The organism is Rhodococcus oxybenzonivorans, assembly GCF_003130705.1.
GTDB lineage: Bacteria > Actinomycetota > Actinomycetes > Mycobacteriales > Mycobacteriaceae > Rhodococcus_F > Rhodococcus_F oxybenzonivorans.
Map to the genome: position 1 here is coordinate 1,674,172 of NZ_CP021354.1, position 12,981 is coordinate 1,687,152.

Consider the following 12,981-nt stretch of genomic DNA (forward strand, 5'->3'; position numbering starts at 1 on the left):
CGACTGAATACGGTCATCGTGGCATCACAACCCTCAGGTACTCGAACGATCTAATGTTGGTAAAGGGGAGGTAATAGACAAATCGGATAAGTCGGACGTTCGAGCGCGCCCCGGTGGGTGGGTAATCTGGGGGTCGTGAGCGAGCCCAGTGAGAAGCCGAAGAACCCGAATCCAGCCGATCAGGCCGAGCCCCCCGTGACCGCAGGGTCGGCGGCCCCGCAGCCGGCCGAACGGGTCACCAAGGGTCGTCTGGCTCGCGACGTCGCGCTCTACTCCTTCGCTCGACTGCTCCTCGTCGTCGTCATCGCGGGCATCATCCTCGGAGTCGCGGCGCTGGTCGGGGTGACGATCCCGCTGCTCGTCGCCGCCATCTTCGGGGTCCTGATCGCCCTTCCGCTGTCTCTGCTGCTGTTCGCGACACTTCGGCGCAGGGTGAACGAGGGGATCGCTGCGTTCGACGCGCAGCGCCGCGCAGACCAGGCTGACCTGCGCGCGAAACTCCGCGGCGAGGACCGGTGACGGACGCCGACTGCGTCGTCATCGATCGGAGCCGGTCCCGAGACTGGGTGGACAACGCGGTTCGTCTGATCGAGGCCGATGCGCAGCGCAGCGCCGACACCCACCTCCTCCGTTACCCGCTTCCCCCGGCGTGGGGCGTGCAGCTGTACCTGAAGGACGAGTCGACGCATATCACGGGAAGCCTGAAGCACCGGTTGGCCCGTTCACTTTTTCTGTACGCGATCTGCAACGGGTGGATCACCGAGGGAACCACGGTCATCGAGGCGTCGTCCGGTTCGACAGCGGTCAGTGAGGCCTACTTCGCCAAGATGCTGGGCCTCGACTTCGTGGCGGTGATGCCGCGCAGCACGAGCGGCGCCAAGGTCGCGCTGATCGAGGCGCAAGGTGGGCGCTGTCACTTCATCGACCGCCCGCCCGAGATCTACAGCGAGGCCCGCAGGCTCGCGGTGGAGACGAACGGCCACTTCATGGATCAGTTCACCCACGCCGAGCGGGCCACCGACTGGCGGGGCAACAACAACATCGCCGAGTCGATCTACCAGCAGATGGCGCGTGAGGAGCACCCGGTGCCGGAATGGATCGTGATGAGTGCCGGTACCGGCGGCACCAGCGCGACGCTGGGGCGTTATATCCGGTACCGCAGGCACGCCACCCGACTCCTCGTGGTCGACCCCGAGAACTCGGCGTTCTTCGGTGGGTACGACACCAATTCCTGTGACTACGCGACCGGGCTGCCGTCCCGTATCGAGGGCATCGGCAGGCCTCGCGTGGAACCTTCGTTCGTCGGACAGGTCATCGACCGGATGATGCGCGTACCCGATGCCGCTTCCATCGCCACCATGCGCCATGCCAGTTCGGCACTGGGCCGGCGTGTGGGCGGTTCCACCGGCACGAACCTGTGGGGCGCGTTCTCGGTGGTGGCGGAGATGATCGCGGCCGGCCGCTCCGGCAGTGTCGTGACCATCCTCTGCGACGGCGGTGAGCGCTACGCGGACACCTATTACGACGACCGGTGGGTCAGCGCGGAGGGCATCGACCTCACCGGGCCGACTGCGTTGCTGGACGAGTTCGCGCATACCCGAGTCTGGCCAGGTCATACCGCCTGAGAGTGGCTGCGTCCGGCCGGGAGTGCCCGAGTCAGGCCGGCTGACTCGTCGGCTGCGCCCGGCGTGCGGGCGTGGCCACCGGTCGCGTCATGGTGACGCGCGGCCACGCTGCCAGTCCGTTGCGTGCCTCGTCCGCGCGGATCTGCGACAGCCCAGGGGTGAGTTCGCAATCCTGCAGGGGCCGAAAGCCCAGCCGCTCGTAGTACGGCGCATTCCAGGGAACGTCGACGAAGGTGGTCAGTGTGAGGGCCGGAAGGCCGCGGTCCGCCGCCCAGGACGAGATCTCGTCGAGAAGGAGCGCGCCGAGTCCCTGCCGGGCGGCGCTGGGATGGACCGAGACCTGTTCGATGTGCGCGGCGCCGTCCACGAGCGCAACCAGGGCATATGCGACCGGGTCGCCGTCTGCGTCCGCGGCGACCCAAATCCTCCCCGCATCCAGAAACTCCCTCAACTCGTCGAGTGAGGGCGGCGGATCCTCCGCGATCGCGTCCATTCCGATGTCGCGGAACGGAGCTCCTGCGGCAACTTCGATCTGTTGGAGAGTGGGCAGGTCGGTGACGATGGCCGAGCGGATCACAGGTCTGTTTTACCCGAAACGAGTCAATTCACACACCTTTGCAGCACGATCCCAGTACCTACGCCTCCGTAGGCTACGCAACCGTAGGTTGGTAGCCTGAGGTCAGGACGATGCGATCGGGGACTAGGTATGGACAGGCCCGAGGTAACCCTCGAAAACTACCGTGCGGTGTACGACTATTACCGCGATCATCAGCAGAACCGGGTGCTGGCCAAGCTGGCGTACGCGATGTTGAGCATGAAGTACCGGCCGCGGGTCCGGTATGCCGACGGCGCCGAGGAGCAGCTGACCGAGCTCGTCAAGTCCGGAGCGGTACTGCTCGTGGCCGCCAATCATGTGACGCACAGCGATCAGTACACGCTTGCCGCGACCGCATGGAAGACGCCTCTGCGCCGAGTGATCGGCAGGACCCGCGTACTGGCCAAGGACGAGTTGTTCACCGACTCCGATCTCCGCAAGAAGGTCGACATGATGGGCGGCATCCCGGTGTTCCGCAGTAAGAACTACGGCTTGCGCGCCGTGGCGGATGCGGGGCGTCTCATGATGGACGTGGCGGCCGAAAGGTTGTGCCGCGGAGACAACCTCGCGATCTTCCCGGAGGGCACCTGCAATGAGGGCGACCCGACCCGGCTCCAGCACATCAACAGCGGCATCGGTCACATCGCCAAGCGCGCTGTCGATCGAGGTGCCACTCCCGCGCTGCTCTCGATCGGCATCAGCTACGGCCCGGACGCGCACGGCGCCGATACCGAGCTGGTGAAGGGTGCGAGTGTGTATGTCGCTCAACCGCTCACTGCTCTCCCCGGCAAGCCGATGGACATCGCCCACATCGCGCAGTACGAGTTGCAGAAGGCGGTCGACGGGGCCGTCGCCGCGTACTGAGCCGTCGACAAGCGTCAAGGAAGGTTGACATCCGAGTCGGTGTCAACCTAGATTGACATATATGACGGAGGCAACGACACTCGCAGCTGCAGCGGGAAGCCCGGACCCCGCCGAGGGGTTACGGGCCGTGCGTGCCCTGCGACGTCTTCTGGAGCGGCTCGAAGCTATTCAGGTCGACAACGCTCGCGCTCAGGGCTGGTCCTGGCAGGCGATTGCCGACTCGCTCGAGGTGAGCAGGCAAGCGGTCCATCAGAAGCACAATCGGAAAGGGAGGTAACTCCCCATGTTCGAACGATTTTCGACGGATGCCCGTGCCGTGGTGATCGATGCCCAGAAGGAGGCTCGCGCTCTGAAATCGCCGCGGATCGGTCCCGAACACCTCGTTCTCGGACTTCTGTCCGTGCCGACCGAACCCGTCCAGGGCATCCTCGCCGATTCCGGCATCGTTCTCGCGGCCGCGAGACGCACTGTCGCAGAACGGGGTATAGCGCTCAGCGATGCGGACGCGGACGCACTCGGATCGATCGGCATCGATCTCGACGCCGTCCGCCGCAGTCTCGAACGAACCTTCGGGAAGGGCGTCCTCGATCCCGAGCCGCCCAAGGGGCAGCGTGGCTGGTTCGGGCGCAAGTCGGGCCACATACCGTTCACGAAGGACGCCAAGAAAGCGCTCGAACTGTCCCTACGGGAAGCTCTGGCCCGCAAGGACAATCACATCGGACCCGAGCATGTGCTGCTGGGCGTGCTCCGAGCCGCGGACGGCACGGCCCGCGAGATACTCGAGGTTTCGGTGACTGTGGACGAACTCCGGCGCCGGATGCACGCCGCGCTCGACCGGGCGGCCTGAACCGGGCTCTCCGCGAATGGGGGCGGTGCCCGTGTGTCGCAGTGATGTGCCAGCATGCACAGATGACCTTCTTGGTACGTCTCGTCGTCAACGCGTTCGCGATCTGGCTCGCGGCCGCCTGGGTATCGGGCATAGACATCTCGAGTTCGGGCAACGGCACTGCGTGGGACATTGTGGTGCTGCTCGGTATCGCGCTGGTATTCACGGTGGTCAACATCTTCGTCAAACCGCTGGTGAAGCTGTTGTCGTTGCCACTGCTGATTCTCACGCTCGGACTTTTCACCCTGGTGATCAACGCGCTGATGTTGATGCTCACCGCTTGGCTGAGTTCACAGACCGACTACGGCATGACGGTCGACGGCTTCTGGACGGCTCTCTGGGGCGGCCTGATCATCTCGGTCGTCAATTTCCTGGTCAACATCGTCGTTCCGGACCGCGACTGAGCTCGGTCAGGCCAGCGACAACGCCACGGCCGTCGCTGCGCCCCAGATGAGCATGGCCAGGCCCGAATCCCGCAACGCCGGTATCAAGGCCAGGCCTGTGGCACCGGAACGAACCGGCGAGTTCGCCCGGATCGCAAGGGGCACGGCCAATAGTCCGAGAAGCGCCCAGGGGGTGCGCGCAAGGAGGACGAGAGTCGCGATGAACGGGACGGTCAAGGTGACGAGGTGCAGGATGCGGGTGCGGGCATCGCCGAGACGGACAGCGAGTGTGCGTTTGCCCGATTCGGTGTCCGTGGGGATGTCCCGGAGGTTGTTCGCCACGAGCACCGCGCTCGAGAACGATCCGACGGCAACGGCCGTCACGACTCCCGCCCAGTCCACCCTCTCCGCCTGCACGTATTGGGTGCCGAGGACGGCGACGAGACCGAAGAATACGAAGACGGCAACCTCGCCGAAACCGCTGTACCCGTAAGGTTTTTTGCCGCCTGTGTAGAACCAGGCGCCTACGATGCACAGCGCGCCGATCAGAACCAACCACCATGCGGTGGTGACGGCGAGTACGAGTCCGGCGGCAGCGGCGACGGCGAAGCAGGCGATGGCAGCAGCTTTCACCGCCGACGGCTTCGCCAACTTGGAACCGACGAGCCGCAGCGGTCCGACCCGTTCGTCGTCGGTGCCGCGAATGCCGTCGGAGTAGTCGTTGGCGAAATTGACCCCGACGATCAACGCGAGAGAGACGACGAGCGCCAGTAACGCCTTCCACCACACTGCGCCGCCGAGCGACGCCGCTGCGCCTGTGCCCGCCAGCACCGGGGCGATCGCGTTCGGGAGGGTGCGCGGACGAGCGCCTTCGATCCATTGAGCAGCCGTTGCCATGTGTCGATCTTTGCACTCCGCACCACCGCCGAATGCGGTGGACCAGTACCTGAGTGTTACCGGGCGGGGCGAACCGGTAACGGCTGCGATCTGTTCAGGCCGACACACCGGCGCCGAGGCGGTGGGCGCAGGCGTGCAGGAGGTCGGTCAACTCCGGATCGCCGACGGCCAGCCGTCCGGTCTTCCCGATCGCGGCGAGGCAGCCGACCACTCCGTGTCGGGAGTCGCGCACGGGGACGGCGACGGAACTGCGGCCGATACGAATCTCGTCCACTTCCCGGGCCGAACCGGTGTGCCGAATGGTCTCCAACTCGGCGTTCAGCATCGAGATGTCGGTGATCGTGCGGGACGTGACCCGGCGCAGTTGCTGCTGTACGAGTTCGGGGCGCGCCGCGAGGAGGATCTTCCCGATGGCGGACGCATGCGGATGCGCCGTGATGGTGCCTTCACCGCTGAGTTCGTGGTCGGGGTCTTTGTCGACGAGCCGGACCGCGCCCCCCGTGAACGATGCGAGGTAGACACCGAACCGCACCTGAGACCGCAGTCCCTCGACGATCGCGTGCTGATCGACTGCGTCCGGCGTGTCGGCGCCCGCGAGTTGCCGGGTGCGGCGACCGAGTGCGAATCCGGAGAGGTCGGAGATTCGCACCAGATAGCCGTCTGCGGTGAGCAGATTCAGAAGCCGATAGGCCGTCGCCTGGGGGATACCCGCATGGGCGGCGACGTCCTTGGCGGTAGCTCCCGAGCCCAGTTGGGCGACAGCCTCGAGTAGTGCGAGTGCTTTCTGCACGGCGCGGGGTTCGTGTCCCGCGAGCTCCCCGGTCCTCCTCGCCATCAGCGCATCTCGTGGGTTCGCGCACTCGCGGTCAATGCCAGGTTGCCCGTCGCATCGGTGACGAACACGCCCGCACCCGGCAGTACGTCCTCCGTTTCGGCGCTGTCGAACACGCCGATCGACATCAGACCCGCGGGATGGTGCCACTGGAGGAACAATTGCCAGGCAGAACCGGACAGCAGCAGCGTGAGCATCACCGCGGGCACCATGACGAGGCCGTGTGAGGCAGTGGTGAACAATAGGTAGGTGAGGACGGTTCCACCGGCTGCGCTGCCCGCGACCCCGGCGCACAAGGTCAATGCGGTGTGCTCCTGAATTCGGAGGAGGAATCGAACCGACGCCACCGCGACCAGCACATAGGCGGCGATCACCGCCGTGCGTGCTGCCAGTTGAACGTGACCGAATGCGGTCGACCTGCCGACTATTCCGAAGGTCGCTGCGCCCACGCATACGGTGCAGACAATCAGGGCCAGAGCGGGATACGGAGTGCGGTAGCCGCGCTGCACGCGCGCGAACAGCCGCGGAACCACTGATTCGACGCCCATCGAATACACGAGGCGTGAGGCGGCGTTGGACGACGCCATCGCCGAGGCCAGCCACGACGTCCCGAGCCCGAGATTCAGCGCGATGACGACCGCTGGGGCGACACCGGTCGACGTGCCGTGGAGGTAGGCGTTGACGAGGGTGTCGGCGCGGCCGGACCACGCGGCCCAGCCGGCGAAGATGAACAAGGCACCGCAGATCATCGGGGTGAGGACGACGGTCCGGGTCACTGTCGCGAGGGGGCGCTTGGCCTCGGGTCCGAAGAAGGTGGCGCTCTCGAAACCGGCGAGAGCGAACACGGCAACGAGCGCCATGGTCAGGAGACCGTGCGACGAGTCTTGGGGCGGCACCACGGCGTGTTGCCCGCCCGCGCCCGTCACCACCATCAGGCCGATGATGAAGAGCAGCGAACATGTTTCGATGGCGAGAATGGCGAGGGCCGCGAACCGCACGCCCCGCACCAGACATCCGAGAATGACGAGTGCGATGCCGGCATAAATCAGTACCCGGTCGGCGGGACCACGCATCTCCAGTCCGAGGAAACCGAGTGTCGTGATCACGGCCTGACCGCCGTGGTACAGGGTCATGACGGCGCTACCGAGGTACTTGGTGAGCATGGCCACGCCGGCGGTGAGGGCGGCCCGGGTACCGAGTCCCTGGAATACGAAGCTGTAGATGCCGCCTGCCGCTGCCATCCGCCGCGTGAACTGGGAGACGCACACCGCAATCAGCGTGATCACGACCGTAGCGACGACGAGGGTGACCACACCGCTCAGAAGCATCTGATGGGTGAACATGGTGACGGGCAGGACGACCATCGAGACCGCGGGGGCGGTGGTGGCCACCGACTGCGCGAGGACCTCCAGCCCCGACAGTTGCCGTCGCCCGAGGGCTCGCAACGGAGAGAGAGCCTGACGCTCGGGCTCGCCGGTGGCGAACGAGCGCACGATTGCGTCGGAAAGGGCTGACATTCGCCGAAAACTAGTCCGCCCGTGTTGCCGGAAAGTTTCGGTTCAGGGTCGAATTGCGCCCCGGGAGTGAGAAAGCGGTGTGCCCCTTCTCGCTCGAATGCCCAGAACTGTTTCGCGGCCGACAAGTTCCCGACTCGTAGTGCTCCCAGGATGAGTCCCGACAGATACCCGGGTCACCGGGCGCACGAATGGGAGCGCGAATTGGCATTCACACGTAGATCTTTCATGAAGGGCCTGGGGGCCACCGGAGGCGCAGGCCTTGCGTACGGCGCGATGTCGACGCTCGGGCTGGCGCCGTCGACCGCCGCGCCCGCCCGCACCTTCACGCCACTCGCCGCCGGTGACCTCATCGGCAAGGTGAAGGGCAGCCATTCGGTGGTCGTACTCGGTGGCGGTCCCGCCGGCCTGTGTTCTGCGTACGAACTGCAGAAGGCGGGGTACACGGTGACCGTCCTCGAGGCGCGCACCCGCCCCGGTGGACGTGTCTGGACAGCGCGGGCCGGCACCGAGGAAACGGACCTGGGCGGTGAGACGCAGAAGTGCACCTTCTCCGAGGGCCACTTCTACAACGTCGGCGCCACCCGCATCCCGCAGAGCCACATCACCCTCGACTACTGCCGGGAACTCGGCGTCGAGATCCAGGGCTTCGGGAACCAGAACGCCAATACGTATGTGAACTACCAGAGCGACACGTCGTTGTCGGGCCAGTCCGTCACGTACCGGGCCGCGAAGGCCGACACGTTCGGCTACATGTCGGAACTGTTGAAGAAGGCAACCGATCAGGGCGCGTTGGACCAGGTGCTGACCCAAGAGGACAAAGACGCGTTGTCGGAGTTCCTCAGTGACTTCGGTGACCTGTCCGACGACGGCCGATATCTCGGATCCTCGCGTCGCGGTTACGATTCCGAGCCCGGCGCCGGGTTGGACTTCGGCAGCGCGAAGAAGCCGTTCGCGATGCAGGAAGTGATCCGCAGCGGCATCGGCCGAAACTTCAGCTTCGACTTCGGCTACGACCAGGCGATGATGATGTTCACCCCGGTCGGCGGCATGGACCGCATCTATTACGCCTTTCAGGACAGGATCGGCACCGACAACATCGTCTTCGGCGCCGAGGTGACGTCGATGAAGAACGTGTCCGAGGGCGTCACCGTCGAATACACCGCCGGCGGCTCGAAGAAGTCGATCACCGCCGACTACGCGATCTGCACGATCCCGCCACACCTGATCGGACGTCTGCAGAACAACCTGCCCGCCGACGTGCTCACCGCGCTGAAGGCGGCCAAGCCGTCGTCGTCCGGCAAGCTCGGCATCGAGTACTCGCGCCGGTGGTGGGAGACGGAGGACCGGATCTACGGCGGCGCATCCAACACCGACAAGGACATCTCGCAGATCATGTTCCCGTACGACCACTACAACTCCGATCGAGGCGTGGTCGTCGCCTACTACAGCAGCGGCAAGAGGCAGGAGGCGTTCGAGTCGCTCACCCACCGGCAGCGGCTCGCCAAGGCGATCGCGGAGGGCTCCGAAATCCACGGTGAGAAGTACACCCGCGACATCTCCTCGTCGTTCTCCGGCAGCTGGCGTCGCACCAAGTACTCCGAGAGCGCGTGGGTCAACTGGGCGGGAAGCGGTGGCTCCCACGGCGGGGCGGCCACCCCCGAGTACGAGAAGTTGCTCGAACCGGTCGAGAAGATCTACTTCGCAGGCGACCACCTGTCCAATGCGATCGCCTGGCAGCACGGCGCTCTGACGTCCGCCCGCGACGTCGTCACCCACATCCACGAGCGCGTGGCCCAAGAAGCCTGACCTTCCTCTCTGACAAGGAGTTCTGAACTGTGAAGTCTTTTCGTACCAAGGCCGTGACCGCCGCGCTCGCAGCATCCGCTCTGATCGCCGGGGCGACATCGTGCTCCTCCGACGAGGCCGCAGCCGAGGCGCCCGGCAGCACCTTCGTCTCGAAATCCGTTCTCGAAGCGGGCGCGGCGAATCCGATGATCGCGCAGGGGGTGGCGATCGGCGGTGGCACCGCGGTCTACAAGTCGAGCGGGATCGGACCGGGTGCGTCCAACAAAGCCGCGCCCGAGGGAACCCCGGAGTCGTACATCGACACCGACGTGTTCACGGGCGGCGCACTCCCGGCCGGGGTCACGATCACCGAAGCGCAGGGCATCAATGCCCTGAAGCGGATTCGCGACAATCTCGAGGCGCAGGGGCTGACGCTCGAGGACGTCGTGACCATGCGGGTGTTCCTCGACAACGCCCCTGGAACGGACCGCGCCGATTACGCCGGCTGGAATCGCGCCTACCGGCAGTTCTTCGCGAACACCAACCTCGACACCGGCGACACCGAACTGGTTCCCCTCGGCATCGCGGAACCGGCCGCGCCGATGGAACGGAACTCCGCGCGTCCCAGCCGATTCGCCCTCGAGGTGGCGAGCTTGCCGGCAGCGGGATGGCTCGTCGAGGTCGAGGTGGACGCCGTGTACCCCGACGGTGAGGAGCCGCAGTAATGGGAGCGATGAGCCCGTCACACTGGGCGATTGTCGCGGTGGTTCTGGTGGTGCTCTTCGGGTCGAAGAAATTGCCCGACGCTGCGCGCGGTCTCGGCCGATCCATGCGAATCCTCAAAACCGAGGTGGGGGAGTTGCAGGCGGACGCCCCCGAACTGGAGAAGTAGGAGCCCGGGCGGGAGGCGACGCCTGCACTTGCAGAGACAGTGGTCGGATGCGCAGGTAATTCCGAATTGCGTCGGAAGGTAGCCAATGTCTCTGCAAGTGTCCTTCACCGTCGGTGCCGCGCACGTGCGCAGGCCCTGTCGTACCGCGCCTTGACGACAGCGAAGTCGAAAAGGTCCTTCCACGTCCACCGGATCACTTCGAACCCGACGTCAGGGCCGCAGCGATGCGTATTCGGTGCAGTGCACACGCGTCGAGTCCGGCGAAGTGCGCGTCCGAGACGTACGTGTCCGTGGCGATCCGCACAAGTTGTCCGGACCGTCGCGCGCGTCGGATCCTCGGCGTCGGTGATGCCGTCAGCCAAGGCTCGGCGTCGAAAGATAAGATCGTCGGTCATGGCGGACATCGTGCAGCACGCGGCAGACAGGGCTGGCGTGCTCACCAGGACTTCAGCGCGACCCTGGGGATAGAGCGCAGCCTGTGGACAACTCCATCCGCGGAGACATTGGCCAGGCGCGCGACCATTGCGACCGCGGCTGGCGAAAATCAGCGCAAACAGGTGCGCCCTACCCGAACCTGGACTCCAGGGCGCGGCGGTCGACCTTGCCGGGACCGCGGAGGGGGAGGGCGTCGACGAGGTGCAGTTCGCGGGGCGCAGCGGTGGGGTCGAGGGTGCGTTCGACGAACTGCCGCAGTTCGTCGAGCGTGGGGAGGGTTCCGGATTCGGCGACGACGGCGGCGGTGACACGCCGGCCGAGTCGTTCGTCGGGGAGGCCGAAGACGGCGCATTCACGCACGGCCGGATGCTCGTTGAGTGCGCGCTCGACTACTTGCGGTACGACGGTGAGGCCGCCGGTGGAGATGGCCTCGTCCAGTCGGCCGGTGATGCTGAGGATTCCGTCGGTGAGCGACCCGGAGTCGTCAGTGCGGAACCAGCCGGGTTCGGCGAACGCGGGGTGGTCGGGAATGCCGCGGTAACCGGTCGCCAGCATGGGTCCCCCGAGCAGGACGCGGCCGTCGTCGATCCGGACCCGAGCGCCGTCGAGAGGGATCCCGTCGTACACGCATCCCCCGCACGTTTCGCTCATGCCGTAGGTGCGGACGACGGTGATCCCAGCCTCCTGGGCGCGTTGCAGCACCGGGGCCGGTGTCGCTGCGCCGCCGAGCAGGACGGCGTCGAGGGAGGCCAGTGCCGCCACCGCGCCGGGGTGGTCGAGGGCCTTGACGAACTGCGTCGGAACCAGTGACGTGTAGCGGCGACGTGAGGTCATGGTCTCGACCGCGGCGGGCAGCACTGCGGGATCGAAACCTTCCGTCACATCGACCACGACCGGTTCGGTGCCCGCCAGCACACTGCGCAGGAGCACCTGCATCCCCGCGATGTGGTGGGCGGGCAGCGCCAGGAGCCAGGAGCCAGGCCCGCCGAGTCTCGCGTGTGTCGCCTCACCGCTCGCGCGCAGCGCAGCCGCCGTGAGCATCGCACCTTTGGGCACGCCCGTCGTACCCGAAGTCGCCACGACGAGTGCGACACCGTCGTCGATCGGCTCCCCAGGACGCAAGGCGTCGGTCAGTCGCCGGGTCTCCCGCTCGTCCGCGGCCGGGACGGGCAGCGCAGCGGGGGCGGTTCCGTCGAGCAACTCCGACAGCAGCGGCAGAATGCCGACAACCCCGACGCCCGACGGGACGGGAAGGACCTGGAGTTCGCTCACTGGGCGGGCCCGGCCAACGGCCATCCGCCCGCGGCGAGATTGCTGCGAACCCGGTCGACATCCGATTCGAGTGGCAACTCGTCGGTGACCTTGGTGATCAGGACCTGGATGTCCGTCTTCTCGATGGGGAGATCACCTTCCTCGACGAGAGCGTCGGCGACGGCATCCACCTCGTCCTCGGACAGGCGGCGAGTGAGCAACGCGAACAGCGGGATGTAGTCCTGCTCGGGCACACCATTGGGATAGCCGGCTCGCAGCCACCCGACGATGGAAGTGAGGAACGGTGGAAGGCTCATCGGCTATCCCGCGTCGCGTGTTTCTTTCGGATCACCCGCACCCTCGTCGGTGTCGCCGGCGACCGGCCACCCGCCCGCAGTGTCACCAGCGACCGGCCACCCTCCCGCGGTGAGGTTCGCGGTGACCCGCGCAATGTCCTCCTCCGACGGCTCTTCGTGGGTGATCTCGCTGATGAGGCGCCGGATGCTGTCGTAATCGACATGGCGATTCGGGTGTTCGTGGGCCGTTTCGATCGACAGCGCCACCACTTGCTCGATTTCCTCATCGGTGAGTCGACGACGCAACACGGCCAGCAACGCGAAATGGTCCTTCGCCGGAATCCCTTCGGGGTATCCGGCGCGGAGCCAATCGAGTACGGAACGAAGTGAATATTTGGGCACGCGTTCGGCCTCTTTCGTCGATGGAGTGGGGACCTCGCGGTCGCCGCTCAGAAGATGTGGATACCGAACGTGCTGGCCAGGAAGTCGCTCATCAACAGCAGTATCCCAGTAATGATCGCGATCAGCACGACGGCGAAGCAGGCCACGGCACCAATCCGGCCTGCGACGGAAGGCTGCGGTGCCGGGGTGTCACCTCCGGCTCCTGCGCTGAGCGACTTCAGTCCGAGAGCGAAGATGGCGGGGAGTCCCGCACCGAACAGCAGTCCGACGAGGATCACTTGCCAGAGCGAGTTGACGGTGGTGGTCAAGAGGGTCATGAGC

General features: G+C 66.0%; 17 protein-coding genes. 9 read left to right on the forward strand and 8 right to left on the reverse strand.

The genetic code is table 11. The annotated features are described in order from the left end of the window. Nucleotides 1-135 precede the first annotated feature (135 nt). Together CBI38_RS08015 and cds1 are read left to right on the forward strand one after the other, a co-directional pair. Nucleotides 136-519, forward strand: a complete 384-nt coding sequence (locus tag CBI38_RS08015; RefSeq protein WP_109334934.1) for a DUF4229 domain-containing protein — start codon at nucleotides 136-138, stop codon at nucleotides 517-519. Next, nucleotides 516-1,625 carry an L-cysteine desulfhydrase Cds1 gene (cds1, locus tag CBI38_RS08020; RefSeq protein ID WP_109327890.1) on the forward strand — a complete coding sequence of 370 codons (1,110 nt, stop codon included), beginning with the start codon at nucleotides 516-518 and terminating at the stop codon, nucleotides 1,623-1,625. Before CBI38_RS08015 ends, cds1 begins: the two co-directional genes overlap by 4 nt. A gap of 31 nt (nucleotides 1,626-1,656) precedes the next feature. Here the strand turns inward: cds1 and CBI38_RS08025 are convergent, their stop codons facing one another. Next, on the reverse strand, nucleotides 1,657-2,202 hold the full coding sequence (locus CBI38_RS08025; protein WP_109327892.1) for a GNAT family N-acetyltransferase: 546 nt from the start codon (nucleotides 2,200-2,202) through the stop codon (nucleotides 1,657-1,659). Nucleotides 2,203-2,331: 129 nt separating this feature from the next. On the opposite strand from CBI38_RS08025, the gene CBI38_RS08030 reads away from it, so the two are divergent. From CBI38_RS08030 to CBI38_RS08045, 4 genes are all read left to right on the forward strand, one after another. Next, nucleotides 2,332-3,084 (forward strand): lysophospholipid acyltransferase family protein, encoded by a 753-nt coding sequence (locus CBI38_RS08030; RefSeq protein ID WP_109327893.1) that lies wholly within the window; start codon nucleotides 2,332-2,334, stop codon nucleotides 3,082-3,084. Between the two features lie 61 nt (nucleotides 3,085-3,145). Continuing rightward, complete coding sequence (locus tag CBI38_RS08035) at nucleotides 3,146-3,361, forward strand: helix-turn-helix domain-containing protein (protein WP_109327895.1); 216 nt, start codon at nucleotides 3,146-3,148, stop codon at nucleotides 3,359-3,361. 6 nt (nucleotides 3,362-3,367) lie between these two features. Then, on the forward strand, nucleotides 3,368-3,931 hold the full coding sequence (locus tag CBI38_RS08040) for a Clp protease N-terminal domain-containing protein (RefSeq protein WP_109327897.1): 564 nt from the start codon (nucleotides 3,368-3,370) through the stop codon (nucleotides 3,929-3,931). Between the two features lie 62 nt (nucleotides 3,932-3,993). Next, nucleotides 3,994-4,374, forward strand: coding sequence for a phage holin family protein (locus CBI38_RS08045; protein ID WP_109334935.1), 381 nt, complete (start codon nucleotides 3,994-3,996; stop codon nucleotides 4,372-4,374). Nucleotides 4,375-4,380: 6 nt separating this feature from the next. Here CBI38_RS08045 and CBI38_RS08050 read toward each other — a convergent pair whose 3' ends face one another. From CBI38_RS08050 to CBI38_RS08060, 3 genes are all read right to left on the reverse strand, one after another. Next, nucleotides 4,381-5,250 carry a 1,4-dihydroxy-2-naphthoate polyprenyltransferase gene (locus tag CBI38_RS08050; protein WP_109327898.1) on the reverse strand — a complete coding sequence of 290 codons (870 nt, stop codon included), beginning with the start codon at nucleotides 5,248-5,250 and terminating at the stop codon, nucleotides 4,381-4,383. A gap of 94 nt (nucleotides 5,251-5,344) precedes the next feature. Next, nucleotides 5,345-6,085 carry an IclR family transcriptional regulator gene (locus CBI38_RS08055; RefSeq protein WP_109327900.1) on the reverse strand — a complete coding sequence of 247 codons (741 nt, stop codon included), beginning with the start codon at nucleotides 6,083-6,085 and terminating at the stop codon, nucleotides 5,345-5,347. Beyond that, entirely contained in the window at nucleotides 6,085-7,599 is a 1,515-nt protein-coding gene (locus CBI38_RS08060; RefSeq protein WP_109327902.1) for an APC family permease, read from the reverse strand. Before CBI38_RS08060 ends, CBI38_RS08055 begins: the two co-directional genes overlap by 1 nt. 201 nt (nucleotides 7,600-7,800) lie before the next feature. Here CBI38_RS08060 and CBI38_RS08070 point away from each other — a divergent pair, with 201 nt between their 5' ends. The 3 genes from CBI38_RS08070 to tatA are packed head-to-tail and all read left to right on the forward strand — an operon-like array spanning nucleotide 7,801 to nucleotide 10,276. After that, nucleotides 7,801-9,405, forward strand: a complete 1,605-nt coding sequence (locus tag CBI38_RS08070) for a flavin monoamine oxidase family protein (RefSeq protein ID WP_257792469.1) — start codon at nucleotides 7,801-7,803, stop codon at nucleotides 9,403-9,405. A 29-nt stretch (nucleotides 9,406-9,434) separates the two neighbouring features. Continuing rightward, nucleotides 9,435-10,109 (forward strand): Rid family hydrolase, encoded by a 675-nt coding sequence (locus tag CBI38_RS08075; protein WP_109327908.1) that lies wholly within the window; start codon nucleotides 9,435-9,437, stop codon nucleotides 10,107-10,109. Continuing rightward, nucleotides 10,109-10,276, forward strand: a complete 168-nt coding sequence (tatA, locus tag CBI38_RS08080) for a Sec-independent protein translocase subunit TatA (protein WP_109327910.1) — start codon at nucleotides 10,109-10,111, stop codon at nucleotides 10,274-10,276. Before CBI38_RS08075 ends, tatA begins: the two co-directional genes overlap by 1 nt. Nucleotides 10,277-10,840: 564 nt before the next feature. Here the strand turns inward: tatA and menE are convergent. The 4 genes from menE to CBI38_RS08100 are packed head-to-tail and all read right to left on the reverse strand — an operon-like array spanning nucleotide 10,841 to nucleotide 12,977. Further along, a complete protein-coding gene (gene menE, locus CBI38_RS08090; protein WP_109334936.1) occupies nucleotides 10,841-11,983 on the reverse strand; it encodes an o-succinylbenzoate--CoA ligase in 1,143 nt (380 codons plus the stop codon). Further along, nucleotides 11,980-12,279, reverse strand: coding sequence for a DUF3349 domain-containing protein (locus tag CBI38_RS38875; RefSeq protein ID WP_208962346.1), 300 nt, complete (start codon nucleotides 12,277-12,279; stop codon nucleotides 11,980-11,982). Before CBI38_RS38875 ends, menE begins: the two co-directional genes overlap by 4 nt. Before the next feature lie 3 nt (nucleotides 12,280-12,282). Then, on the reverse strand, nucleotides 12,283-12,660 hold the full coding sequence (locus tag CBI38_RS38880; RefSeq protein WP_208962345.1) for a DUF3349 domain-containing protein: 378 nt from the start codon (nucleotides 12,658-12,660) through the stop codon (nucleotides 12,283-12,285). Nucleotides 12,661-12,707: 47 nt separating this feature from the next. Next, nucleotides 12,708-12,977 (reverse strand): hypothetical protein, encoded by a 270-nt coding sequence (locus tag CBI38_RS08100; RefSeq protein ID WP_109327914.1) that lies wholly within the window; start codon nucleotides 12,975-12,977, stop codon nucleotides 12,708-12,710. Nucleotides 12,978-12,981 lie beyond the last annotated feature (4 nt).